The organism is Chryseobacterium phocaeense, from assembly GCF_900169075.1.
GTDB classification, from domain to species: domain Bacteria; phylum Bacteroidota; class Bacteroidia; order Flavobacteriales; family Weeksellaceae; genus Chryseobacterium; species Chryseobacterium phocaeense.
In genome coordinates this window covers 1,818,948-1,843,085 of record NZ_LT827015.1, presented here as the reverse complement: position 1 = coordinate 1,843,085, position 24,138 = coordinate 1,818,948, and the positions used below count along the sequence as shown (strand labels likewise).

24 protein-coding genes are annotated in these 24,138 nt (G+C 38.8%); 16 read left to right on the top strand and 8 right to left on the bottom strand.

Annotation, left to right across the window (positions count from 1 at the left end; genetic code table 11):
- The first annotated feature begins 59 nt into the window (after positions 1-59).
- Entirely contained in the window at positions 60-1,226 is a 1,167-nt protein-coding gene (locus tag B7E04_RS15170) for a proline dehydrogenase family protein (protein WP_080779384.1), read from the top strand.
- A gap of 214 nt (positions 1,227-1,440) precedes the next feature.
- On the top strand, positions 1,441-2,460 hold the full coding sequence (locus B7E04_RS15165; RefSeq protein WP_080779383.1) for a T9SS type A sorting domain-containing protein: 1,020 nt from the start codon (positions 1,441-1,443) through the stop codon (positions 2,458-2,460).
- Positions 2,461-2,515: 55 nt separating this feature from the next.
- Here the strand turns inward: B7E04_RS15165 and B7E04_RS15160 are convergent, their stop codons facing one another.
- Complete coding sequence (locus B7E04_RS15160; protein ID WP_080779382.1) at positions 2,516-3,052, bottom strand: helix-turn-helix transcriptional regulator; 537 nt, start codon at positions 3,050-3,052, stop codon at positions 2,516-2,518.
- A gap of 815 nt (positions 3,053-3,867) precedes the next feature.
- On the opposite strand from B7E04_RS15160, the gene B7E04_RS15155 reads away from it, so the two are divergent.
- Positions 3,868-4,977, top strand: coding sequence for a M14 family zinc carboxypeptidase (locus B7E04_RS15155; RefSeq protein ID WP_080779381.1), 1,110 nt, complete (start codon positions 3,868-3,870; stop codon positions 4,975-4,977).
- Positions 4,978-5,075: 98 nt separating this feature from the next.
- Here B7E04_RS15155 and B7E04_RS15150 read toward each other — a convergent pair whose 3' ends face one another.
- A complete protein-coding gene (locus B7E04_RS15150) occupies positions 5,076-5,585 on the bottom strand; it encodes a DUF4920 domain-containing protein (RefSeq protein WP_080779380.1) in 510 nt (169 codons plus the stop codon).
- A 143-nt stretch (positions 5,586-5,728) separates the two neighbouring features.
- On the opposite strand from B7E04_RS15150, the gene B7E04_RS15145 reads away from it, so the two are divergent.
- From B7E04_RS15145 to B7E04_RS15130, 4 genes are all read left to right on the top strand, one after another.
- Positions 5,729-7,144, top strand: coding sequence for an APC family permease (locus tag B7E04_RS15145; protein ID WP_080779379.1), 1,416 nt, complete (start codon positions 5,729-5,731; stop codon positions 7,142-7,144).
- A 167-nt stretch (positions 7,145-7,311) separates the two neighbouring features.
- The gene (locus tag B7E04_RS15140) at positions 7,312-7,752 is read left to right on the top strand and encodes a GPW/gp25 family protein (protein ID WP_062647220.1); all 441 of its coding nucleotides are present in this window, start codon (positions 7,312-7,314) and stop codon (positions 7,750-7,752) included.
- A 19-nt stretch (positions 7,753-7,771) separates the two neighbouring features.
- Complete coding sequence (locus B7E04_RS15135) at positions 7,772-9,655, top strand: type VI secretion system baseplate subunit TssF (RefSeq protein ID WP_080779378.1); 1,884 nt, start codon at positions 7,772-7,774, stop codon at positions 9,653-9,655.
- A 28-nt stretch (positions 9,656-9,683) separates the two neighbouring features.
- Positions 9,684-10,616, top strand: a complete 933-nt coding sequence (locus B7E04_RS15130) for a DUF3829 domain-containing protein (RefSeq protein ID WP_080779377.1) — start codon at positions 9,684-9,686, stop codon at positions 10,614-10,616.
- A gap of 102 nt (positions 10,617-10,718) precedes the next feature.
- Here the strand turns inward: B7E04_RS15130 and B7E04_RS15125 are convergent, their stop codons facing one another.
- The gene (locus B7E04_RS15125; protein WP_080779376.1) at positions 10,719-11,012 is read right to left on the bottom strand and encodes a hypothetical protein; all 294 of its coding nucleotides are present in this window, start codon (positions 11,010-11,012) and stop codon (positions 10,719-10,721) included.
- Positions 11,013-11,244: 232 nt separating this feature from the next.
- Here B7E04_RS15125 and uvrA point away from each other — a divergent pair, with 232 nt between their 5' ends.
- Together uvrA and B7E04_RS15115 are read left to right on the top strand one after the other, a co-directional pair.
- Positions 11,245-14,076, top strand: a complete 2,832-nt coding sequence (uvrA, locus tag B7E04_RS15120) for an excinuclease ABC subunit UvrA (RefSeq protein ID WP_080779375.1) — start codon at positions 11,245-11,247, stop codon at positions 14,074-14,076.
- Between the two features lie 15 nt (positions 14,077-14,091).
- The gene (locus B7E04_RS15115; RefSeq protein ID WP_080779374.1) at positions 14,092-14,691 is read left to right on the top strand and encodes a hypothetical protein; all 600 of its coding nucleotides are present in this window, start codon (positions 14,092-14,094) and stop codon (positions 14,689-14,691) included.
- Between the two features lie 49 nt (positions 14,692-14,740).
- On the opposite strand, the gene B7E04_RS15110 is transcribed toward B7E04_RS15115, so the two are convergent.
- A complete protein-coding gene (locus B7E04_RS15110) occupies positions 14,741-15,121 on the bottom strand; it encodes a DUF7079 family protein (protein ID WP_080779373.1) in 381 nt (126 codons plus the stop codon).
- Positions 15,122-15,149: 28 nt separating this feature from the next.
- On the bottom strand, positions 15,150-15,629 hold the full coding sequence (locus B7E04_RS15105) for a hypothetical protein (protein WP_080779372.1): 480 nt from the start codon (positions 15,627-15,629) through the stop codon (positions 15,150-15,152).
- 195 nt (positions 15,630-15,824) lie between these two features.
- Between B7E04_RS15105 and B7E04_RS15100 the strand changes: the two genes are divergently transcribed.
- A complete protein-coding gene (locus B7E04_RS15100) occupies positions 15,825-15,959 on the top strand; it encodes a bacteriocin-like protein (RefSeq protein ID WP_080779371.1) in 135 nt (44 codons plus the stop codon).
- A 53-nt stretch (positions 15,960-16,012) separates the two neighbouring features.
- Here the strand turns inward: B7E04_RS15100 and B7E04_RS15095 are convergent, their stop codons facing one another.
- Positions 16,013-16,564: a DUF3828 domain-containing protein gene (locus B7E04_RS15095; protein WP_139785410.1), complete on the bottom strand. Its 552-nt coding sequence runs from the start codon at positions 16,562-16,564 to the stop codon at positions 16,013-16,015.
- A gap of 125 nt (positions 16,565-16,689) precedes the next feature.
- Here B7E04_RS15095 and B7E04_RS15090 point away from each other — a divergent pair, with 125 nt between their 5' ends.
- From B7E04_RS15090 to B7E04_RS15080, 3 genes are all read left to right on the top strand, one after another.
- Positions 16,690-17,202 carry a DUF421 domain-containing protein gene (locus B7E04_RS15090; protein WP_080780706.1) on the top strand — a complete coding sequence of 171 codons (513 nt, stop codon included), beginning with the start codon at positions 16,690-16,692 and terminating at the stop codon, positions 17,200-17,202.
- A gap of 5 nt (positions 17,203-17,207) precedes the next feature.
- Positions 17,208-17,702, top strand: coding sequence for a GNAT family N-acetyltransferase (locus tag B7E04_RS15085; protein WP_080779369.1), 495 nt, complete (start codon positions 17,208-17,210; stop codon positions 17,700-17,702).
- Between the two features lie 122 nt (positions 17,703-17,824).
- Positions 17,825-18,058: a hypothetical protein gene (locus tag B7E04_RS15080; protein ID WP_080779368.1), complete on the top strand. Its 234-nt coding sequence runs from the start codon at positions 17,825-17,827 to the stop codon at positions 18,056-18,058.
- Positions 18,059-18,293: 235 nt separating this feature from the next.
- Here B7E04_RS15080 and B7E04_RS15075 read toward each other — a convergent pair whose 3' ends face one another.
- Positions 18,294-18,608, bottom strand: coding sequence for a DUF4286 family protein (locus B7E04_RS15075; protein WP_080779367.1), 315 nt, complete (start codon positions 18,606-18,608; stop codon positions 18,294-18,296).
- 148 nt (positions 18,609-18,756) lie between these two features.
- Here B7E04_RS15075 and gyrA point away from each other — a divergent pair, with 148 nt between their 5' ends.
- Complete coding sequence (gene gyrA, locus B7E04_RS15070; protein ID WP_080779366.1) at positions 18,757-21,342, top strand: DNA gyrase subunit A; 2,586 nt, start codon at positions 18,757-18,759, stop codon at positions 21,340-21,342.
- 25 nt (positions 21,343-21,367) lie between these two features.
- Entirely contained in the window at positions 21,368-22,399 is a 1,032-nt protein-coding gene (locus B7E04_RS15065; RefSeq protein WP_080779365.1) for a tetratricopeptide repeat protein, read from the top strand.
- 104 nt (positions 22,400-22,503) lie between these two features.
- On the opposite strand, the gene B7E04_RS15060 is transcribed toward B7E04_RS15065, so the two are convergent.
- The gene (locus B7E04_RS15060; protein ID WP_080779364.1) at positions 22,504-23,028 is read right to left on the bottom strand and encodes a nucleoside 2-deoxyribosyltransferase domain-containing protein; all 525 of its coding nucleotides are present in this window, start codon (positions 23,026-23,028) and stop codon (positions 22,504-22,506) included.
- A gap of 198 nt (positions 23,029-23,226) precedes the next feature.
- Here B7E04_RS15060 and B7E04_RS15055 point away from each other — a divergent pair, with 198 nt between their 5' ends.
- On the top strand, positions 23,227-24,063 hold the full coding sequence (locus tag B7E04_RS15055; RefSeq protein WP_040994924.1) for a 1,4-dihydroxy-2-naphthoyl-CoA synthase: 837 nt from the start codon (positions 23,227-23,229) through the stop codon (positions 24,061-24,063).
- Positions 24,064-24,138 lie beyond the last annotated feature (75 nt).

Genomic DNA, 24,138 nt, shown 5'->3' with positions numbered 1-24,138 from the left:
ATTTCTTTAAATAAACTGTGGTTATTCTTACCTTTGCAAAACTAAATTTAATAAAAGGAATGCCCATTTTTAACGATACCAAAGTAGCATTTGCAGACAAGTCTGATGCACAATTGAGAAAGGCGTACTGGATGTTTAAAATGATTGAACAGCCTGCTCTTACCAGCCTTGGAACTTCTGTCCTTAATTTTACGGTACACAATAATTTTCCGTTCGTTACGGGAATTGTAAAAAGTACTTTATTTGAGCAGTTCTGCGGAGGCGAAACCCGTGAAGAAAGTATGAAGGTGGTGAAACAGCTTTTCAAAAGAGGCGTGGGAAGTATTTTCGATTACTCCATTGAAGGCAAGGAAGATGAAGAAACCTTTGATGCGGTGTGCAAGGAGATTAAAGATATTATCAGATTTTCTGTTGGAAATCCTGCTATACCTTTTATCGTATTCAAGCCGACTGCTTTTGGAAGAATCGATCTTTATGAAGCAGTAGGAAAAGGAGCTGAACTTACATCAAGCCAAAAGGAAGAATGGGAAAGGGTGGTCAGAAGATTTGACGAAGTATGCAGCCTTTGTCATGAAAATGATAAGAAAGTGATGGTAGATGCTGAAGAAACATGGATGCAGGATGCAGCGGACCAGCTTTGTGAGGAAATGATGGAGAAATACAACCGGGAAAAACCGATTGTCTGGAATACCATCCAGATGTACAGAACCGGAAGACTGGAATATATGGAAGCCCATCTTCAGAGAGCAAGAGAGAAAAATTACTTTATAGGCTACAAGATCGTTCGTGGAGCTTATATGGAGAAGGAAAGAGCAAGAGCAGCAGAAAAAGGCTATGCAGATCCAATTCAGCCGACTAAAGAAGCATCTGATAAAAACTATAATGCCGGGATTGATTTTGTTATGAATCATCTGGATAAAGTTTCTGCATTCTTTGGAACCCACAACGAGATCTCTTCTGAGCTGGTGATGGATAAAATGAAATCCAGATCTCTTGAAAATGGGAATCCACATGTCTATTTCGGACAGCTTTACGGGATGAGTGATAATATTACCTTCTACTTGTCAGATAAGGGTTATAATGTGGCTAAATATCTTCCGTACGGGCCTGTAAAGGATGTGGTTCCGTATCTTACCAGAAGAGCCAGAGAAAACACTTCTGTAGCCGGACAAACCGGCAGAGAATTGGGCCTGATTAAGAAAGAACTGGACCGAAGAAAGAAATAATAATTTATTGTAAAATACCAATATCAACCTGCAGAAATCCTGCAGGTTTTTTTGTTTGATATAGGTTGAAAATAGGAGCATATTCTATCAACTCGGTGTTTTTAATAATTAGTTAAAATTCCGTATAAATTAATTATGTATTAAAATTATTCACTTTTTGTTGTTTATTTGAATATGATTTATTACATTTGATTGAATCATAAAAAACTAATACATGAAAAAAATTCTACTTGTTGCCGGCTTGATAGCGGCTAACTTTTCCATGGGACAAACCTACGCTAACGGAGGTTTAAGTACTGGGGCTACTTCTAAAGGCGGTACTGCTGCACCTGCCGGATACACATGGTCTGAACTTCAGAATAATACAGGAAATACTACAGAATCCAATACCAGCTTGGGATTGGGAGGAACGTCAAGCTCCGCCACAGCAAACTTTTTTCTGGCTGATGACTTTACGATTCCGGCTGGAAGTTCCTGGCAGATTACAACCATAGATTTTTTTGCCTACCAGACAGGTTATGCAGGAACTACAGCTCCCTTTAATACCGTAAGAGTCAATATATTCAGCTCTGATCCTTCGGTAGCAGGTGCTGTAAGTGTATTTGGTGATGATACTACCAACAGATTTTCAGCAGGAGCCGATGCTCTGATGTACAGGACCGGAAATACTACTGTGCCTGTTACAGTAGCTCCTGGGACCACCAGGAAAATATGGAAGGTAACAGCCAATACGCCAAAAACTCTGGGACCCGGAACCTATTGGATCAAGTATCAGCTGCAAAATGTAGTGATGGCTAATGCTGGCTTTTTACCACCGATTACGATCGTCGGAAGCAGGGGACTTCCTGCTTTTAATGCAAAACAGTTTGATGCCATTGCCGGAACATGGGCGCCGATAATAGATGGCGGAAATCCTGCAGCAGCTCCGGATGTTCCGGTGGATATGCCGTTTGTGATTACATTTACATCCACCACACTGGGAACACAGGAAACAATGCAGTATGACAACAGGGTACAGGTATATCCTAACCCGGCAAAAGACAGTTTCAGAATTAATAATCCTGAAAAATTAAAAATAAGCACCGTGGAAATCATGGATGCTTCCGGTAAGCTGGTAAGAACATTGAAAGGTTCGGATGAATATCAGGTTTCAGATCTGCCGAAAGGAAATTATATACTGAAAATTAAGAATGAAGGCGGACATACAAAAATTACAAAACTAATAAAGCAATAGCTTTAGTTTTCTTCTTCAAATATTTTTATCCTGGCCATTTTCTTGGCCAGGTTTTTTATGGTTCAAAACTCTCGAATTTTCCGTTTTCATAAAACAGAACAATCCGTTTTATTTTATTGGATTGATTTTCAATAGCTTGGCTTATAATCTGATTTCTGGTATTTTCTAATCGCTGAGAATCTGCTAAATTTTCCTGAGTCTTATATGGGGGCGGTATAAATGATTCTCGCGGGCTCTCCTGAACTAACTCTATTTCATCTTCTGTCCCAAAATCTTCATCATCTTTCATCATCGTAAAAAGATCGGGAAGCGGAGTAGGTTTTACTTTCTCATCCTCTGGTTTTTCTTGTGGGATAGAATCAGCACTTGGTAATTCTGACTTCAGCATTTCACCTTCCCCGGTAACCAGCCAGTCCCAAAGGATTTCAGGAAAACGGGATTTGATCTTGATAATAAATTCCAGTGAAGGTTTGTTTCTTCCTGAAGTGATGTGTGAAATAGAAGAACGCTGTACATCGATCTCATCTGCAAATTCAGAAGGACTGAGATGGTAGTGCTCTATAACTTTGGAAATTCTCTCATTTAAACTCATAAAAATAAGTTATTGATTGTTTTACAAATGTAAATAAAATGATTTACATTAACAAATTACAAATGTAATTAAATGCGATGTTTGTAAATAAACAAATGTAAATAGTTTTAAGTACATTAATATACAGGTATTTATGAGCTTTACTTTGTATTCAGCATAGTTATTTAACTTTGTAAATAACATATTCTATTAATTTCTTGCTCTGGATCAATTCACTAGTATACTTGTTTAAATTATGCATAAATTCATAAAAGAATACCTTTAAATACGTAAATTTCAATCATTTGAATAATGTTTAATGTTTTGAGCAATCATCAGGAAAAACTGAGTAATTTATCATAAATAGGCTATATACATATGTAAATAACAGAATAACACCTTAATAGTAAGGGTATTATCTATTTAATGAGTCCTTAGTCGTCTTTCCAACTATACATTTTTAATATGTTAAATATGCCAAAGTTTTTAGCCGGAAAATAGATAAATTTTAAGGGAATAAGGCCAAAATAGCCCATTAACATCTGTAAACAGAATAATGGAATAGAGTTTTCCACAATATTCCTGTTTAGTTATTTTATACGTATTTGCTTATAGATAGGCTATTTTTCACTTAAAGTAATATTGCAAATGTAGTTAAGATGAATTTTATAATTAATTGAATTTCAATTATTTGATTATTTATAATTACATTATTCTCAATTAACAATTTTATCCACAGTCAAAATGACAGATCGTGTTGTTTATGTAAATTACAAATGTTAATTTATTTTTTCTGTTCAAAAATCATTAAATTTGACTCTTGTAAATTATTTGTAATGAAATTTGAACAGATCTATTCTCCCAACCCTGATTTCTCAAACCGCTATATTTCCCCTGAAAAATTATTTACTTACCTACAGAGCAATCTCAGCGGTTACATTAGGGAGATAGGAAGATCATATCTGGATAAACCTATTTATCAGTTAAGCATCGGAACTGGAACCATTAATGTTTTGGCATGGTCACAGATGCACGGGAATGAATCCAACGCTACGCATGCGATGCTGGATTTGCTTCAGACCTTAGATAAAGCTCCGGAAATGAAAGAGCATCTTTTCGGCAAAATCACACTGGATTTTATTTTTATGCTCAATCCTGACGGCTCTGAAAGATGGACCCGATTGAATGCTGCAGATATTGACCTGAACAGGGATTTTCATAATGAGGCCAGCACAGAAATCAAATTTCTTAAAAAAGCAGCGGCTTCAAAAAAATATGATTATGCACTGAACCTCCATGAGCAACGGACCATTTTTACTACAGACGGTATACATCCTGCTACTTTATCTTTCCTGGCGCCTTCTGAAAATGTGGAACGTACAGTAACGGATAACAGGAAAAAATGTATGGCGGTGATTGGAAGAATATATGATGAATTGAAAGAATTAATTCCTGATCAGATCGGAAGATACTCCGATGAGTTTTACCCGACTTCCACAGGAGATAACTTTATCAAGGCCGGAATGCCCACTATTTTATTTGAAGGCGGACATTTCGCTGATGATTATACCAGAAAAGAAACTCGGAAATATTATACGGTTGCTTTATATTATGCGTTGAAAGCAATAAGTGAACTTAATTCAGACATTGAAGGCTGGGAAAAGTATCTTGAAATTCCCGAGAACCAGGAAACTCATTATGATATTATTTACAGAAATGTAAAACTAAATACCGATCACGAATGTATTCTGGATGTAGCAGTACAATATCGCGAAATGAAGGAAGAAGGAAAGGATGAAATATCTTTTATCCCTTTTGTAATGGAGGTGGGAGATGTGAAGAAGAGAAAAGGATGGATAGAGATAGACTGTACCGGGAAGAAATTTGTAGCTCCAACCAAATATCCTAAACTGGATGCTCCGGTGGAATTTACGATTGAAGATTAAGGAATAAATCTGCAGGATCGGAATGATCTGATATAATATGACAATAAAAAACGTCCTCAAAAATAATTGAGGACGTTATTTTTTATCATAAGGAATTATTAGTTCACCACCTTGATTCCGTTAGCTACAAATCTTATTTCTTCTTTAGGTGTAGTAATGGCATCAATTTCAGCCTGAGGTTTTTTAGCATCCTCCGCATAGTGCTTTTGCTCGTCAACAGAAGTTACCTTTCTTTCCGCAGTACCCTCTAATACTACATTTTTGCCTTTTAGAGCGGTAGGAACGAAAAACGCATAATCCTTCATTTTTACGAAAAACTGGGAGTTATCTTCGGTCTGGATCGTAAGCCAGCATCCTTTTTTCTCACATACATCGGTTACTTTTCCTTTAACGGCCACACCTTCCATCTTTTTGTTCTCTTTTTTAAGCTTCTTGCTAAGTTTATCTACACTGATCGCTTTAGATTCAGAAGCGGTACCTGCTCCGTAAGTATCCCCTACAATAGCATTTCCTGCCGGCGGTCCTGATTTTTTCTGGGAGGTCTCCTGTGCAAAAGCCAGGGCTGAAAAACTCACGGCTGCTGCCACTACTATGGTTTTGAATTTCATTTTTAATATTTTTTTCAAAAGTACTAATTAAAATTGAATAATAATTAGATAAAAGGTTGATAAAAAACAGGTGATACAGGAAATTTTAAACAAATATAAAAATCAATGAGAGATTTGTTTATATTTGACGCCTATACTTGACTATGCAGAAAAAACTGAAACTTTGGGACGCCGTGATGCTGGTAATGGGGTCCATGATCGGAAGTGGAATATTTATTGTAAGTGCCGATATGATGCGGAATTTAGGTTCCGGATTCTGGCTCATCATCGTATGGGTTATTACCGGAATAATGACGGTGGCTGCAGCAATCAGCTATGGAGAGCTTTCAGCACTGTTTCCGAAAGCTGGCGGACAATATACCTATCTGAAGGAGATTTTCGGTAAAAGGATGGGGTTTCTGTATGGGTGGGGTCTGTTTACAGTGATCCAGACCGGAACTATTGCGGCCGTTGCCATGGCTTTCGGAAAGTTTACGGCTTATCTGATCCCGTCGTTAAATGACGCAGCCCCTCTTTTCCAGAGCGGGGAATTTAAGATCACATGGATACAGATTCTTGCGATAGCAGTGATTCTTTTGCTTACCTATATCAATACAAGAGGAGTTCAGAGTGGAAAGCTGCTTCAGAATGTATTTACAGGTTCAAAAATTATAGCTTTATTAGGTCTTATCGCGGTAGGATTTATATTGGTGGATGTTTCACATATGGCGGAAAACTTTAGCCTTGGCATGGACTCTTTTAACAATCTTAAAAAAGACCTTAGCGGAAATTTCCTTAAAGAAGGCTGGCAGTCTATCGGGGGAATGACGCTTCTGGGTGGAATAGCAGCAGCCATGGTCGGTTCTGTTTTCAGTTCAGTAGCTTGGGAGAGTGTAACTTTTGTATCAGGAGAAGTGGAAAATCCAAAGAAAAACATCGTTAAATCGATGATCTACGGAACTTCTGCGGTAATGATCCTGTATTTAGCCGTTAATTTTGTTTATTTAAATGCCCTCGACAGGGACAGTATTGCTTTTGCAGCTAATGACAGGGTAGCCGTTGCGGCATCCCAGAATATTTTTGGAAGTGCAGGGACGATTATTATTGCCATACTTGTAATGGTTTCTACCTTCGGATGTGACAATGGACTGATCCTGGCAGGGGCAAGGGTGTTTCAGACGATGGCAAAAGATGGAATGTTTTTTAAATCTGCTGAGAAAAACAATAAAAATGAAGTTCCCGAAAATGCGCTGTGGATGCAGGGAATCTGGGCCTCGGTTTTATGTCTCAGCGGACAGTACGGAAATTTACTGGATATGATCTCTTTTGTAATTGTTCTGTTTTATATGATTACCGTATTCGGGGTTATTTATTTAAGGTTTAAAAAACCGGAGCTTGAAAGACCATACAAAACCTGGCTTTATCCGGTGACGCCTATTATTTATCTCCTGATTGGAACAGGATTTTGCGTATTGCTTTTAATCTATAAGCAGCAATATACCTGGCCCGGATTTTTAATGGTGTTGCTGGGACTTCCTGTTTATTATTTCATTAACAGAAAAAAGACTGCAGATCAATAGCAGATTTGAACTGTATGCTTCATACTTTAAGGCTTCCGGATTTGTCCGGGAGCCTTTATTTTGTACGATATTTTTAATCTATTTTTCCTTTTTATTTCATTAAAATGTGTATTTTGGTAGTCCGTTTTAAGTAAACTAGACCATGAAGTAAAAATTAGAAGCTGACTATGGATACACCAAATTACAGAATGCCTTTTTCCCCTTCCACACTAATGACAGAGGGGGGAAGCATTGATATATGCGATATGGGCGAAAGCATAGCCCACAATATCATGCTGCTCATCACTACCAAAAAAGGCGAAAACAGATATGATGACAATTACGGAAACGACGTTTGGAACCTGGAATTTGATAATGGAGTGACCAGTGCCGTTTGGGAAAGCGTTTTCATCAAAAGCCTCAGAAGGCAGATTCAGGAATATGAACCACGGATCGTACAGGCACAGGTAGATGCTCACATTCAGTTTGTAGAACACAGCTACGACACCAAAGAACACACAGAAATCAAAAAGAAAGTAAGAATTGCCATCAATGCAAAAATGGAGGCAACGGGGGAGCGTTTCAGCTTTTCCACAGAATTATTTTTAAGTCCGATGTCTATTGACTAATTAACCGCAAGAAAAATTTATGAACTTAGATCAAAATATATATTCCAAAGAGTCTGTAAAAGCGAGAATGCTTCAGAATGCCACCAAAGTGTGGGGTCTGAAAAGCCCGCAGTCTCTGGACCCTTTTGTAAAATTACTGATAGATGCGTTCAGTACGGAAGTCTTTAAAGCCAATAACGAGATTCAGACAGTGAACGCCCGTATTCTTGAAAAGCTGGCTAAACTTCTGACGCCGTCTATTTATACCCATCCGATTCCGGCCCATGCGGTGGCTTTTACGTTACCGTATGAATCTTCGGAAGTGCTGCTGGAACACACGGAATTTTTCTTCCGCAAGCAGATGACTTCTACCGTGAAGTCAGAATCAGATAAACAGCTTAATATCCCGTTTACTCCGGTAGGGAATGTAAGGATCAATAAAGTACAGACGGCCGTAATGTTTGTAGGGAATACATGTTACAGTGTAGATGACCGGCTGAATAAAATTCCTGTGGCAAGATTCCAGGGAAAGCCTGAGGATTACAGAAAAGTGACCATCGGAGTGGATGTCAGCAGATACGCCAGTGAGAATTTTCCTAAATATGTAAGTATATTCTGTTCAAATCCTGCTTTTGAACATATAGATTTCGTTTATAAACTTCTTCCATATATTACGGTAACCAGCAATGGAAACCCATTATTTGTAAGGGAAGGACTGAGCTATCTTACCAATAACCAGCAGGATGGTTACGAGCAGATGTTCAGGGAGCAATCTATAAGGAATAAAGTTATTGAAGATATCAAAAGTATTTACCGTCATAAATTTATTGAGATCACCGGAATTTCAAACAGCCTGTTTTCGGAGCCGGGACAATTGCCTCAGAATCTTGATTTTCTTAACGGAAAAGAAGAGATCAGAAAACAGATTGGTGACAAGCGGTATCTGTGGCTTACTTTTGAGTTTCCACCGCAATTTTCTGCTGAAATATTAGATAATTTCTCCTTTGTGTTAAATGCTTTCCCGATCTACAACAGAGGCTGGAAAAAAACAGAATACAGCCTTGATATTATGGGGAATAATATTCCTCTGGTTACGGATGAAGGTGAACATTTCCTGTATGTAGATGAGGTTCAGGACGGTGACGGAAGAAGATATACTGAAATTCCTTTTACGCCTGCGGATGACCTTAAAAAAGGTCTTTACACCGTAAGAAAAGGAGGGATGGAGCGTTTCACCAATAGAAATGCGGTCGATATGATCGCCAATGTACTGGAGCTGACAAGAGATGAGATCGCTGCATTTTCACTCTTAAACAGGGATAATGTGAAGGGCGTCCTGAGCGAAATGTCTGATAAAATGAAGACGATGGTTCAGAAAGTAAACAATGCCAAGAGAAATATCAGGCAGGAACTAAACTATGTGATCATGGAACCTGTAGAAAAAACGGATCATACCTACGCCTCTTTCTGGGTAACGCATTGCACACTTGCCAATCATATGCGTCCGGGAACAGAGCTTTCCAATCAGCTGAAATCGCAGACGGTGGTACTTCTTACGGAAACAATCGGAGGGTCTGAGGAACAAAAGGGAACAGACAGTATTCAGGCTTATAAATATGCCCTGACAACAAGGGACAAGATCATATCCCTGGAAGATGTTAAAAATTTCTGCAGAATGATCCTGAAAGATGAGCTGAAAGAAGTAAGGGTAAGAAGAGGAACCATGATCAGCAACCGCCCTAAAGAGGGTTTTGTAAGGACGGTGGAAGTAGAGCTGATTCCGCAGAATTATTCTTTTTATGGAAGAGCTTACTGGGAAAATATGGCGAATATCCTGAGAAACCAGATTATTTCAAAAGCGATCGACGGGATCGAGTATGTAGTAAAAATAAGCAATGAAGACATTGATATTGATGAAATATAAACCGAACTAAACCCACAAACTATAAAATATGAGAAAGATTATTGTACTTGCAATGGCCCTGACTTTTACGTCAGTCAGTGTAATCAGCTGTAAAAAAGATGTCAGCAAACTAGGGAAATCCATGATGAATATCGGCGGAGCAAACGATGCCAATGCAATCATTGAATTCAATAACAATTTTTTAGATTCTTACAAAAGCACATCCAGACATATAGAAAGTATTATGAAATATGCTGATGCAGCCTTAACGAAGGCAAAAGGGCAGGATGTACTGATCATGCCTATTGTGATCAGCTCTATGGATTATTCATTCAGCAAGATCAAAGAAGTGCCGTCTGGTTTTGACAAAGACAAAGCAGCAATAGAATCTGATTTTAATATCTATAAGGCTAAAAAGGAAAGCATAGAGAAAAAGTTTGAAGAACTGAAGTCTTATATGACGTCTGAAGATTATAAAGACGATAAAGGAGCCAAAGCAGAAACCCTGTCAAAAGAGATCGAAACGGAAGCCAAAGCCTTATTCATCGCAGGAGAAAATGTGGTAGCAAAGATCAAACCCGCCACTGATGCAGCCGAAGAAGTGATTCTGAAAGATCATCCTATGAAAGAATATATTATTTCTTCCAAAGGGGTGATGAACTCGCTCGATTCCAATCTGGATGTACTGGATAAACAATACGCCGGAACGTTCAATGAAGCAGAAGTTCAGAAAAAATATGATGAACTGGCGAAAGCAGTGGAATCAAATTCAAAACTGGAATTTAATGTGAAAGATCCTCAGTATGCTTACAAGAAATCACAGTTTGAAAGCTTTAATAAAACAGCTTCCGGATTCCTGGATACCTACAGAAAGGTGATCCGTGATTCCAAAGGAACAGGAAAAATCTCAGACTCAGATATCCAGCAGATCGATTCTGCTTATGAATCTGTATTGAATTCCTATAATTCTTTTGTGAAATAAAATCAGACAATGAACAAGGCTGATATGTTCTTTCAGCCTCTTTTAAATAGATAAGCCATTTTACAATTTGTGAAATGGCTTTTTTTGATTGGTTAGGAAATTTTAATCCAGCTTTTTATTCCAGTTTTCTGAAACAAAATCATTAAGCTTCTCTCTCATCACGATGTGGCTGGCTTCCGGAAGCCTGATGAGCTTTTCAACCCTCTGAAAGCTTTCCTTTGTTTTTGGCACTTTATTATTCTCAATATAAGCATTACAAAAGTCGACAACTTCATAACCTTCTTTTTTGTTTACCCTTTCACGATCACGTATGGCAACATAATCAGGATCATCCTTTTTTGTAGTGGTAAACACATAATCTTTTTTTAAAAGATCTGTTTCATCAAAATTTTCCATAATATTTATTTTAGTAACATCAAAAATACGCTGCTTTTTTATGCATACATTATGGCTTTCCGTAATTTGAAAAAATTATTTAACCCCATTAGTGGGTTTAATTATTCCACTGGGATTCATACTTTAAAATTTAACTAAAATTAAACTTTAATAAAGACTTTCCTGTTTATTCAATTCCATAAAATTCCGTAATTTTGCACATCGTGATTTTCATGCAGGATCACTCCAGATTATGAGTAAATCAACAGAATATATAGAAGTTTACGGTGCACGTGAACACAATCTGAAAAATATTAACGTAAAGATCCCACGCAACGAACTGGTGGTGATTACAGGACTTTCCGGAAGTGGAAAATCCTCCCTGGCTTTTGACACCATCTTTGCGGAAGGGCAGCGCCGGTATATTGAAACGTTTTCAGCTTATGCCCGCCAGTTTCTAGGCGGTTTGGAGCGTCCCGATGTAGATAAGATCGAAGGACTTTCACCCGTGATTGCCATTGAGCAGAAAACCACTAATAAAAACCCGAGATCTACGGTAGGAACAGTTACTGAGCTTTATGATTACCTTCGTCTTCTCTATGCAAGGGTTTCTGACGCCTATTCCCTGTCTACCGGTAAAAGGCTGGTAAGCTACACGGAAGATCAGATCCTTGAAACGATTAAAGAAAACTACAAGGGAGAAAAGATTATGCTGATGGCTCCTGTGGTACGTTCCAGGAAAGGTCATTATCACGAACTTTTTGTACAGATGGCCAAAAAAGGTTACGGACAGGCAAGAATTGACGGAGAGCTTCAGGACATTGAATATGATCTTAAGCTTGACCGTTACAAAACCCACGATATAGATATTGTGATTGACCGCTGGATCATCGGCGAAAACGCATCGGAATCCAGAATGGAAAAATCCCTGCGTACCGCCATGGAAATGGGCGAGGGTATTATCGGAATCCAAAAGCTTGGAAGTACCGACATCGAATATTTTTCCAAAAACCTGATGGATGCTGAAACCGGCCATTCATTGGCACTTCCGGAACCGAATACATTCTCGTTCAACTCTCCGAAAGGAAGCTGCCCGGACTGTAAAGGACTCGGGACCATCAAAAAGATCAATACAGACTATTTTGTTGATAATCCTAAACTTTCTATCAATCAGGGGGGGCTTTTACCGCTGGAAGATATTAAATCCAACAAATGGATTCTGTCCCAGATTAAAAACATCCTTGAAATCTTCGGATTGGGAATGGCAACGCCTGTGCAGGACATTCCGGAAGAAGCACTGGATTATATCTATAACGGATGCCACAAGGAATTTAATAAAGACCTGAAATACGCTGGAATCACTAAAAAGATTAAAATAAGCTTTGACGGCCTTATTCCTTTTATGGAGGAAATTATTGAGGAAAGGGAATCCTATGAAGCGGTATTGCTGGAAAGACATTTTACAACGGAAGAAACGTGCCCGGTATGTGGGGGAACGCGTCTGCAGCCTTCCAGCTTAAGTTTTAAAATTGACGGAAAGAATATTGCTGAGGTTAATGCTTTAAGCTTATCGGATTTAAAAGAATGGTTATCTGATGTTAAAGATAAATTCTCAGAAAAAAATAAAATTATCGCTCACGAGATCTTAAAAGAGATTGAAACCAGGCTACAGTTTCTTCTGGATGTAGGTTTGGATTATCTGAGCCTGAGCAGAAGCTCAAAAACTCTTTCGGGTGGAGAATCTCAGAGAATTCGTCTGGCTACGCAGATAGGTTCCCAGCTAGTGAATGTGTTGTATATTCTGGATGAACCGAGCATCGGGCTGCACCAGAGAGATAATGAAAGACTGATCAATTCGCTGAAGAACCTCAGAGACATCGGAAACTCCGTATTGGTGGTAGAGCACGATAAAGATATGATCCTGGAAGCCGATGAGGTGCTGGACATCGGCCCTAGGGCCGGAAAGTTCGGGGGAGAAATTCTCTGGCAGGGAAAACCGAAAGAACTGGTCAAAGCCGATACCATTACCGCACAGTACATCAACGGAAAGAGAAAGATAGAAGTTCCTGCAGAAAGAAGAGCAGGAAGCGGTAAAAATATTCTTTTGAAAGGGGCTACCGGAAACAATCTTAAGAATGTTACCCTCGATATTCCATTAGGAAAACTGGTAGTGGTAACCGGAATTTCAGGAAGCGGAAAATCTTCCCTGATCAACGGAACTTTGTACCCGATTCTTAACAAACATTTTTACAGGGCGGTTCAGGAACCTCTGCCTTACAAAAAAATCGAAGGCCTTGACAATATTGATAAAATTGTAGATGTAGACCAGACTCCGATTGGTAGAACCCCGCGTTCGAACCCTGCTACATATACCGGAATGTTTACAGATATCAGAAACCTGTTTGCAGAACTTCCGGAAAGTAAGATCCGTGGCTATAAGCCGGGAAGGTTCTCATTCAACGTAAAAGGCGGAAGATGCGAAACCTGTCAGGGCGGTGGATTGAAAGTCATTGAGATGAATTTCCTTCCGGATGTCTATGTTCACTGTGAAACCTGCAACGGAAAGCGTTTCAATAGGGAAACCCTGGAAGTTCGCTACAAAGGAAAATCTATTTCCGATGTGCTGGACATGACGATTGATGAAGCGGTAGATTTTTTCCAGCCGATTCCTAAGATCTTTGCTAAAGTAAAAACACTTCAGGATGTAGGGCTGGGTTATATTACGCTTGGACAGCAGTCAACAACCCTTTCCGGAGGAGAAGCACAGCGTATCAAGCTGGCGACAGAGCTAGCGAAAAGGCAGACAGGAAATACATTATATATCCTGGATGAACCTACTACCGGACTGCACTTTGAGGATGTAAAGATCCTGATGGAAGCCATTAATCAGCTGGTAGAGCTGGGAAACTCATTTATCATCATTGAACACAATATGGATGTCATTAAACTGGCGGACCATATCATTGATGTAGGTCCTGAAGGCGGAAAACACGGCGGACAGATCGTAGCGCAGGGAACTCCTGAGGAGATAGTAAAGTCTAAGAAGAGTTTGACCGGAAAGTTCTTGAAAAGGGAACTGGAATAAAGATTTAAAACTGTTATGAAAAGTTTGTCCCAAAAAGAGGGAAGAAATACAAGATATTTTGAAATTCAGGAAGATGGAGTTCTTGTAAGAACCAATATAGCAAAAGCATTTAACGAATATAAAATTCATTTCACGGATATTTATGATGATGAAAGTGTTTTCAGAAAAACAAAAGATTTTGTCCTGATAGGGATAGCTGTATCCGTAGTACTTAACTCAATAATGCTTACGATTATTATTAATGAAAGTTATCAGCTTTCCCAATCTGCCGGAATGATTGTTTTTGTTATTGCGATGATGCCTGCTTTTGTGATAACAGCTCTCTGTAATAATGAATTTAAAATAGAAAATGCTAAGAATATTGCGGCTTCAAAACCACTTTTATTTTCTTACCGAAAGAAAGAAATGGAAGAGGTGGATGCATTTATTGCTGAAATAAAAAAAGGCAAAAAGGAATATTATCTCAGAGAATACTATAAGGTGGATAAGTTGATTCCTACTCAGACCCAAATAGCAAGGATTCATTGGCTGTATGAAAATAAATACATTACGGAAAGTGATGCCGAGTTTATTATTGAAGAACTTGAAACCCAAAGAATAATCAGAGGTCAGTAATACATAAGAGAATAGAATAAGAAAAAAATTTGTGAAAACTGGTTTTTATTTAGTTTTTTCGCATTTCATGATACATCTTTTCGAGTCTCACCCAATACTCCTCCTGCATCCATCCATACCTCGCATAACTGATACTGATCATCATGGTATTTATCCTGTTTCTGGCAACAAGATGATCGGTAATGGCCTTAATCAGTATTTTTTCATTAAATCCGGCCCATTCACCGGCCGGCTGCATCAGATTGGATTGCAGAACAGGGAAAACCTCATACCTGTTGATACTTTTTATCTCCTCAAAGGTATAAGGACTTTCCAGAATGGTTTTAGCGATATACCGGAAATCGGAATCCTGAAGTTCCGTATCCAGATAAAAATCAGAAAGAGCGATCCAAATAGGGGTTCGCTCTTTAATATCTATTGGTGGTAACATTGTAATAGATTAAAACTAATCGTCTCTTTTATAACGGAGAGATGTAGACTTCTATTTTGGTACCATCATAGTTGAATGTTCCGTCTTCATTCTTTTTGCCCAGTACCCATTTCATATCCACGGGAATGGACCATGCCGTACCCAGTGAAAATCCGTTCACCGATCTGATTTCTGCCCCGTTTCCGGTAGTAACAGCAGAATGGAACCACGTTTTATCCCTTAGTCTGTAAAAACCAATGGCTTTTCCTTTGGGAATGATAGCATAACCATCCCATTTGTCGCCCGCAGAATAATTGAATTTATTAAGCCATCCCTGGGCACGGTACTGTACAAGTTCGTCCGGAGAAATAGCAGCACCCCTCATATAAAGGGCATAGGCTACTACATCATGGCATATGCCTTTGTTGTAATTGCCCATCTCATCCTGTCCGGAAAGCAGACCGTTGGAAATCTGTGATTTTTTTGCTGGCTCGAATTGCCCGACATGGGCTCCTTTTGGTGTGATCATTTTAATATTTTTAGTGATTAAGTGTGATGATTTTGGTTATCTAAAGATATAAAATAAATTTTAAACAGTTTTTCCTGTAATGATGCGGGTAATGGCTTCATTACAACCTATGAATAATGAAAGTTTTAAATATAAAACTGTAATAAATAGTGGGAAACTTCGTTATAAATTTGTCAAACATAAAATTAAAACGATATGAAAAATCTAAAGAAACTGACAAAAACTGATTTGAAATCCGTGTATGGAGGTCAACCTAAGAAATATTGCGTATACTGCGAATGGATGAACAAAGTAGTTTGCAGCGAGGTTCCCATCGCGCAATGTCCTTAAAAAACGAAAGCTGCCTTTCAAAGCAGCTTTTTTTTATGGGTAAGGTCTCATAATTATTTTGTACTTTCAGCAAACTCCCTGAGGCTTGCTTTCAGATCTTTAGAGTTTCCTATGCTGTCAAAGCGGATGTTGTCAATTTTCCAACCTTTACTATTATTAATCAAATGAATCTTGTCTGTCCACGTTACTTTTGGCGGAGATAGGGTATATTCAAAATGCACATCTGCATCTGCTGAGGTTCCGGAAGCATCTATTGTCACAGATTTTATGGTGTAGCTGCTATATCCCTCGTATAAACTTGAAAAAACAGCACCTTCAAACAGCAGCGGCTTTTCATCAGGATGATCACTGTTTTTTACTTTTTCTATATCTTCTTTGGAAGCAGTAATCGCTTGTTCTAATACTTTTTTCAGCTCCGGTGAGAACAGGTCGTCAGAGAACGGCTTCTTATAAAGAGCATCATTAGAACTTCCGTACTGGGAGTACAGTTCGTTGATTTTTTGATTCACCAATGTCTGTGCAGATGCAGAAATATTGGTTTCGTTTTTTTTACAGCTGATTAAAAGTGTAAAAAGACCGAGGCATACAAGGAAGTGTTTCATCATGTGGAGATATGCAAGGAGCCGTCAAATCACATGCCATATCCTAAAAATCTTATTCTGTTTTTAGCTGTAAAAAAATTGAACAGCCAATCATAAAAATGTATACATTTGATTATAAAATACAATCTGTGAATCCTATTCTTGATGTGGTGATCCGTTCCCTGTGCGTTTATCTTTTCATGGTAATTGCTATCCGTCTGTTTGGTAAGAATCAGCTTTCCCAACTCAATGCGGGTGATGTGGTATTGCTGCTGCTTATTTCCAATGCAGTTCAGAATGCCATGGTAGGACAGGATACTTCACTGCAGGGCGGTCTTATAGCAGCACTTGTACTTTTTGCGGCTAATTTTATTTTAAAAAGACTGATGTTTTCCAACCGGAAATTTGAAACCTTTATGGAAGAAGATCCGGTGATCCTGATTAGGGACGGCGTAATAGACCAGCCGGCTCTGAACAGGGTGAAAATTACAAAAGACGAATTAGAAGAAGCCATAAGAGAACATGGGGTGGAAAAAATAAAAGATGTGAAGCTTTCCATTCTTGAAGTGGATGGGAATATCAGCGTCATTTCGGAAGATGAGCAGCACAAGCAGACTCATTATTCGCGGATAAAAAGAAAGAATAAAAGAAAATACCATTAAATACAATGAACTACGAATTAAGAGAAATGCTTCCTAACGATGAGAAGAGGGTGCTGGAAATTTTTAAACAGGGTATCAACGGAGGAATTGCCACCTTTGAAACTGAGCTTCCAACACCTGAGGCATGGAATATGGAATATTTCAACGACTGCCGGTGGGTGCTTGAAAATGAAAGCAATGAAGTAGTAGGGTGGTGCGCTTTGAGACCGGTAAGTAAAAGAGAATGCTTCAAAGGAGTAGCTGAAGTGAACATTTATTTCGATAATATGTATCAAGGTAAGGGTTTGGGGTCAGTTCTGCTTAAAAAGATGATTCTTGACAGCGAGAGCCATGGCTTCTGGACGCTCCAGGCCAACATCTTCCCTGAAAATGAAATATCCATAAGATTTCACCAGAAAAACGGATTCAGAACAGTAGGAGTCCGTAAAAAAATAGGAAAACTCAACGGACAGTGGAAAGATCTTATCCTGATGGAAAAGCGAAGCGACACCGTAGAATGAGTAATGAGCAATAGGTAATCATTAATACAATGAATCTTTCAATCTTTTAATTTTTTAATCTTTTAATCAAAAAATTGGCACTAACCTTGTTATCTCCCTCTTGAAATTTGAAAAAGTAGAAAATGAAAAGTTTAATTAAAGTAGTTGGAGTAGTAACGGTCTTTTTCATGATGACTTCATGTGTGGTGCATGATCATCACGTAAGAAGAGTTCCTCCGGGACACGCCAAGAGAATGTATGGAGGAAGCGCAAGATACTATGCGCCGGGTCATGTGAAAAAAAAAGTGTATTATTATGATTATGACGACAGACGTCATGGCCACAGACACAAAGGCAGAAAACATTACAGAGATTGAAAAAAAATAAAAAAGCCCCGGATTTTTCGGGGCTTTTGATTGGTATAAAAATTAAGACCAGGGCTGGGAGCTGGAAGAGGGAGGCTGGAAGGTAACATTTGACAATTATTTTACTATTCTCGTAGAATCTAAAGCAATAGTCTTAATAAATATAAACGGCCGGTTATATTTAGACTTCAATTACTTCTTTCCTCCAGCTTCAGGCTTCATATCTCTATCCACTCACATATACTATTCAGAATCTGGATTTTTTAGGATTCAGGAAAGTATTGAAAATCATCACTTCCTGCCCGAATTTCTTCTCAATCCGTTCGGAAATATTCAGCATTTCACTTTGGATAAAGTCTTCCCTTACATCATCATTATCAAACATCAGGAGAAGATTATAATTCTTCCCTTCTTCTATGAAATCACTGTGTACTTCAGATAGGATATATTTGTTCACATCCATGAGGTTTTCTGCCATCAGAACCAGTGTTTCGTCGATATAATTTTCCCATTCTTCAATATTGTTTTTCGTGCAGTGGAAAGTTATACTCAATAAGCTCATATTTTATGAATTTTTAAGATTTTGTGGATAAATTCTAGAGCAAAAATCGGTAAAAATTTCGTAAATTAGCCCGTTAATAAAAATTGGAAATAAATAATTTTCAGACGCACAGCTAAAGGTCTGACTGTCATTATAATAAAATTTGTTTATGCAAAAAGAAGGAGAAAGACTGATTCCTATCAACATTGTTGATGAAATGAAATCGTCTTATATCGATTATTCGATGTCGGTTATCGTTTCAAGGGCGCTACCGGATGTAAGAGACGGCCTGAAACCCGTTCATAGAAGAGTACTTTACGGTATGTATGGACTAGGGGTTTTTTCTAATAGAAAATATTTAAAATCTGCAAGGATTGTTGGGGACGTTCTGGGTAAATACCACCCGCACGGAGATTCCTCTGTATATGATGCAATGGTGAGAATGGCTCAGGAATGGAGCCTACGTTATCCCCAGGTAGATGGCCAGGGTAACTTCGGTTCAATGGACGGTGACCCGCCTGCAGCAATGCGTTATACCGAAGCAAGACTGAAAAAAATCTCCGATGAGGTTCTTTCTGATCTTGATAAAGAAACGGTTGATTTTCAGAATAACTTTGATGACAGCTTGCAGGAACCTACCGTACTTCCTACAAAAATCCCGAATCTTTTGGTAAACGGAACATCCGGTATTGCAGTTGGTATGGCCACCAATATGGCGCCGCACAACCTTTCGGAGTCTATTGATGCAATTTGTGCTTATATTGACAACAGAGAAATCACGATCGATGAACTGATGCACCACATCACAGCTCCGGATTTCCCTACAGGAGGTATTATCTATGGCTATGATGGGGTAAGGGATGCTTTCCACACCGGAAGAGGAAGAGTAGTGCTGAGGGCAAAAGTGAATTTCGAGGAAATCGGAAACAGAAATGCAATCATCGTTACTGAAGTTCCTTACCAGGTTAATAAGGCGGACATGATCGCCAGAACAGCGGAACTGATCAAAGATGATAAAATTGTAGGTATTCATGAGATCAGGGACGAATCAGACAGAAATGGTCTCCGTGTCGTTTATGAGCTGAAGAATGATGCCATTCCTAATGTGGTCCTGAACCTTTTATATAAATATACGGCACTTCAGACTTCTTTCAGCGTTAATAATATCGCGTTGGTTAAAGGAAGACCTGAACAGCTGAACTTAAAAGATATCATCCATCATTTCGTAGAACACAGACACGAAGTGATTGTGAGAAGAACCCAGTATGAGCTTAAGAAAGCAAAAGAAAGAGCTCATATTTTAGAAGGTTTCATGAAGGTGATCGGAACTCAGGATGCTTTAGACAGAGCTATTTCCATAATCCGTCACAGTGCAAACCCGCAGGCTGCAAAAGAAGGCCTTATAGAAGCATTCGAACTTTCTGAAATCCAGGCTCAGGCCATCCTTGATCTTAGATTGGCACGTCTTACAGGAATGGAGCTTGACAAGATCCGTGATGAGTATGACGCAATCATGAAAGAGATTATGAATTTGGAAGATATTCTTGCCAATGAGCCAAGAAGATTCGAGATCATCAAAGAAGAGCTTCTTGAAATCAAAGAAAAATATGGTGACGAAAGAAGAACTGCAATTGATTATTCAGGTGGAGAAATGTCCATTGAGGATATTATCCCGAATGAGGCTGTGGTTCTTACCATTTCACATGCAGGATACGTTAAGAGAACTTCTCTTTCTGAATATAAGATCCAGAGCAGAGGCGGTGTAGGAAACAGGGCAGCCACAACAAGGGATGAAGATTTCCTTGAGTATATTGTTTCTGCCACCAACCACCAGTATATGCTGTTCTTCACAGAAAAAGGAAGATGTTATTGGTTAAGAGTATTTGAAATTCCTGAAGGGTCCAAGACTTCAAAAGGAAGAGCGGTACAGAACCTGATCAATATTGAGCAGGATGACAAGATCAAGGCTTACATCAGAACCAATAACCTGAAGGATGCTGAATACGTAAACCAGATGAGCGTAGTAATGGTGACCAAAAACGGAACCATTAAGAAAACCTCTCTAGAAGCCTATTCAAGACCTAGAGTGAATGGTGTGAATGCTATTGAGATCAGGGATAATGACCAGTTGTTGGGTGCTTACCTTACGAATGGTAATTCTCAGATCATGATTGCTACCAAAAACGGAAAATGTATCCGTTTCCCGGAAGAAAAAGTGAGAGAAGTGGGTAGAGGATCTATCGGGGTACGTGGGATTACCATGGAAGATAATGACGAGGCAATTGGTATGATTGTTGTGAATGATGTAGACAAAGAAACAGTACTTGTAGTATCTGAAAAAGGGTATGGCAAGAGAACTGCTGTGGAAGACTACAGAATTACCAACAGAGGAGGAAAAGGAGTTATTACCCTGAACATTACCGAAAAAACAGGAAACCTGATCGCTATTCAGAATGTGACAGACGAAGACGGATTGATGATCATCAATAAGTCCGGAGTTGCCATCAGAATGAATATGGATGAAATGAGGGTGATGGGAAGAAATACTCAAGGAGTAAGAATGATCAACCTTAAGAAGAATGACGAAATTGCAGCCATTGCAAAAGTAGAAATGGATAAGGATGTAGAAGATGTTTCTGAAGAAAGTGAAGAAGGAACAGGAATTATAGCGGATAACCAGGAAAACAATACACAACCTCAGGCTGAAAATGAAAATCCGGCCGGAGAAAATGAGAATTCAGAATCTGAAGAATAAATTGTACAATTAATATAATATAGTTATGAAGAAACTCATTTTAGGTATAGCAATCGTGGCTTCTGCATTCGTTTTCGGGCAGAAGGGTGATGTGAATGCCAAACTGCAGGAAGCTAACAAAGCGGCAATGGATGCATACAATGCAAAAAATTATTCCGCTGCAGCACCTAAGTTTTTAGAAGTGTACAACTTACTGAAAACCAATGGTCAGGATGATAAGATTTATATGTATTATGCAGGGTTAAGCTATGCTTTGGCAAATAACAGCGACGAATCCATCAAAATATATACGGATCTTGTTAATTCCGGATTTACTGGGGTTCAGACAACGTATACTGCAAAAGAGAAAAAATCCGGACAGGTAGTGCCTTTGGATAAAACGACCTGGGATCTTATGAAAAAGAACCCTGATTATTCAGATTTTAAAACTGAACAGTCTGCAAGTGTGGAGCCGGATTTGTATGAAACACTGACAACATTGCTTCTTAACGCCAAAAAGCCTGCTGAAGCGCTTGTAATCATTGAAAAAGGTTTGGCAAAATATCCAAATAATACCAAGCTTAAAGATGCTCAGGGTACCGCTTATTACGAATCAGGAAATACCGATAAGTTCATGGCAAATCTTAAAGAGCAGCTGGCTAAAAATCCTAATGATGCTACCAACTGGTATAATCTGGGAGTAATCCAGTCTAAGAACCCTGCCACAGTGGAAGATGCCATTGCGTCATTCAAAAAAGCAACTGAGATTAAGCCTGATTTTGATAATGCTTACCAGAACCTTGTGTACACGGTGATCGGTGACGATGCTAAAACGGTAGAACAGATCAACGCTTTAAGAAAAGACAAGCCGGATGAAGCTACCAAGCTTATCGATGGAAGAAGAGAGAGATTTGCAAAAGCACTTCCATATGCTGAAGGATGGTACAAAGCAGCACCGGAAAACCTGGATGCCGTTACAGCTTTGAAAGAAATCTATGTGGTAACGAAGAATATGGACAAGGTTAAAGAAATGAAAGCTAAAGAAGCTGAACTGAGTGCGAAAGCAAAAACAAAATAGTTCTTTAGTAAGAATATACAAAACCGGAGCAGAAATGTTCCGGTTTTTTGTTAAACCTGACCATCAAAAACCAGAAAAGCTGATTATTGATTCTGCCGTAATATTTATTCAGCCTTTTTCTTCAGGGCATTTATCAGCATATCGATAGATTCGTATCGTTTGATCTGATATTTTTCACATACAATATCAACATTTCCTTTCCTCCAGTATCCTTCCGGGCAAACAACCATCAGTTTATTGGTCCTGGCATAAAGTCCAAGTTCCAGTAAGCTTATGGGGCTTTGTGATTTAGGAGTAAAATACATGATGATAATATCTGATTTTTCTAATGCTTCCAGCTCCCATTCTAACTGTTTTCTGAAGTTAGGTTCTGTGCTTACAGGCTTCCAGTCCTTGTTCCAGTCATCCCGTCTTGGATTGAATAATATAATATCTTTTTCAGATAACGCTCCGGTAACCTTGGCTTGCCAGTCTTCAGCGTTGCCCATATCAATACTGCCGCCGAGAAATATTTTTAACCTTTTATCTTCAGCAGGTAATGCTGCCGGAGATTTTACAACCGTGACCTTTTGAGCAGATATACTCAATGATAAAATGTTAAATGCTAGTGAGAGGATTACTGATTTCATAAAATTGTTTATTAAATTTAGCTTAAGGAAAACTACTCATTCTTTATCCTAAATTAATAAAATATTTCTTACACATTCTTTTAATCCCATTCCTGGATTTATAATAAAAAATGTCACATTTATCTGTGGGTTATTATCATCAAAAATCAATGTTAAAATTCTCTGTAATTCCGTATCTTTGAGAAAAATTTTTACAAAATGATTGAGTGGAAAACCGCCAAAGAATACGAAGATATTACCTATAAAAAATGTAACGGGGTAGCAAGAATTGCTTTCAACAGACCGGAAGTGAGAAATGCCTTCAGACCCAAAACAACTTCAGAACTCTATGATGCTTTTTATGATGCTTATGAAGATTCTTCAATAGGCGTTGTCCTGCTTTCAGGAGAAGGACCAAGCGCCAAGGACGGTGGCTGGGCTTTCTGCAGCGGAGGCGATCAGAAGGCCAGAGGTCATCAGGGATATGTTGGGGAAGACGGAAGACACCGTCTGAATATTCTTGAAGTACAGCGTCTGATCCGCTTTATGCCGAAAGTGGTTATTGCAGTGGTTCCGGGATGGGCTGTAGGAGGTGGACATTCCCTTCATGTAGTGTGCGACCTTACTTTAGCCAGTAAAGAGCATGCTATTTTCAAGCAGACCGATGCTGATGTAACAAGCTTTGACGGAGGGTACGGATCTGCATACCTTGCTAAAATGGTAGGCCAGAAAAAAGCCCGTGAAATATTCTTTTTGGGAAGAAACTATTCCGCTCAGGAAGCTTTGGATATGGGAATGGTCAATGCTGTAATTCCACATGCAGAACTTGAAGATACAGCTTACGAATGGGCTCAGGAAATACTGGCAAAATCCCCGACTTCCATCAGAATGCTGAAATTCGCCATGAACCTTACCGATGACGGTATGGTAGGGCAGCAGGTATTTGCAGGAGAGGCCACGCGTCTTGCTTATATGACGGAAGAAGCTCAGGAAGGAAGAAATGCATTCCTTGAAAAAAGAAAACCGGACTTCGGAGAAAATCAATGGATATCTTAGATTGTAAAAAGTACAATGTAAAATGTATTAATGACATGCCGTTATACTTTTTACATTGTACATCATACATTATAC

Excerpts from the sequence above, each read along its gene's own strand:
- B7E04_RS15170 (WP_080779384.1), top strand. The coding sequence starts at position 60 with ATGCCCATTTTTAACGATACCAAAGTAGCATTTGCAGACAAGTCTGAT.
- B7E04_RS15165 (WP_080779383.1), top strand. The coding sequence starts at position 1,441 with ATGAAAAAAATTCTACTTGTTGCCGGCTTGATAGCGGCTAACTTTTCC.
- B7E04_RS15160 (WP_080779382.1), bottom strand. The coding sequence starts at position 3,052 with ATGAGTTTAAATGAGAGAATTTCCAAAGTTATAGAGCACTACCATCTC.
- B7E04_RS15155 (WP_080779381.1), top strand. The coding sequence starts at position 3,868 with ATGAAATTTGAACAGATCTATTCTCCCAACCCTGATTTCTCAAACCGC.
- B7E04_RS15150 (WP_080779380.1), bottom strand. The coding sequence starts at position 5,585 with ATGAAATTCAAAACCATAGTAGTGGCAGCAGCCGTGAGTTTTTCAGCC.
- B7E04_RS15145 (WP_080779379.1), top strand. The coding sequence starts at position 5,729 with ATGCAGAAAAAACTGAAACTTTGGGACGCCGTGATGCTGGTAATGGGG.
- B7E04_RS15140 (WP_062647220.1), top strand. The coding sequence starts at position 7,312 with ATGGATACACCAAATTACAGAATGCCTTTTTCCCCTTCCACACTAATG.
- B7E04_RS15135 (WP_080779378.1), top strand. The coding sequence starts at position 7,772 with ATGAACTTAGATCAAAATATATATTCCAAAGAGTCTGTAAAAGCGAGA.
- B7E04_RS15130 (WP_080779377.1), top strand. The coding sequence starts at position 9,684 with ATGAGAAAGATTATTGTACTTGCAATGGCCCTGACTTTTACGTCAGTC.
- B7E04_RS15125 (WP_080779376.1), bottom strand. The coding sequence starts at position 11,012 with ATGGAAAATTTTGATGAAACAGATCTTTTAAAAAAAGATTATGTGTTT.
- uvrA (WP_080779375.1), top strand. The coding sequence starts at position 11,245 with ATGAGTAAATCAACAGAATATATAGAAGTTTACGGTGCACGTGAACAC.
- B7E04_RS15115 (WP_080779374.1), top strand. The coding sequence starts at position 14,092 with ATGAAAAGTTTGTCCCAAAAAGAGGGAAGAAATACAAGATATTTTGAA.
- B7E04_RS15110 (WP_080779373.1), bottom strand. The coding sequence starts at position 15,121 with ATGTTACCACCAATAGATATTAAAGAGCGAACCCCTATTTGGATCGCT.
- B7E04_RS15105 (WP_080779372.1), bottom strand. The coding sequence starts at position 15,629 with ATGATCACACCAAAAGGAGCCCATGTCGGGCAATTCGAGCCAGCAAAA.
- B7E04_RS15100 (WP_080779371.1), top strand. The coding sequence starts at position 15,825 with ATGAAAAATCTAAAGAAACTGACAAAAACTGATTTGAAATCCGTGTAT.
- B7E04_RS15095 (WP_139785410.1), bottom strand. The coding sequence starts at position 16,564 with ATGATGAAACACTTCCTTGTATGCCTCGGTCTTTTTACACTTTTAATC.
- B7E04_RS15085 (WP_080779369.1), top strand. The coding sequence starts at position 17,208 with ATGAACTACGAATTAAGAGAAATGCTTCCTAACGATGAGAAGAGGGTG.
- B7E04_RS15080 (WP_080779368.1), top strand. The coding sequence starts at position 17,825 with ATGAAAAGTTTAATTAAAGTAGTTGGAGTAGTAACGGTCTTTTTCATG.
- B7E04_RS15075 (WP_080779367.1), bottom strand. The coding sequence starts at position 18,608 with ATGAGCTTATTGAGTATAACTTTCCACTGCACGAAAAACAATATTGAA.
- gyrA (WP_080779366.1), top strand. The coding sequence starts at position 18,757 with ATGCAAAAAGAAGGAGAAAGACTGATTCCTATCAACATTGTTGATGAA.
- B7E04_RS15065 (WP_080779365.1), top strand. The coding sequence starts at position 21,368 with ATGAAGAAACTCATTTTAGGTATAGCAATCGTGGCTTCTGCATTCGTT.
- B7E04_RS15060 (WP_080779364.1), bottom strand. The coding sequence starts at position 23,028 with ATGAAATCAGTAATCCTCTCACTAGCATTTAACATTTTATCATTGAGT.
- B7E04_RS15055 (WP_040994924.1), top strand. The coding sequence starts at position 23,227 with ATGATTGAGTGGAAAACCGCCAAAGAATACGAAGATATTACCTATAAA.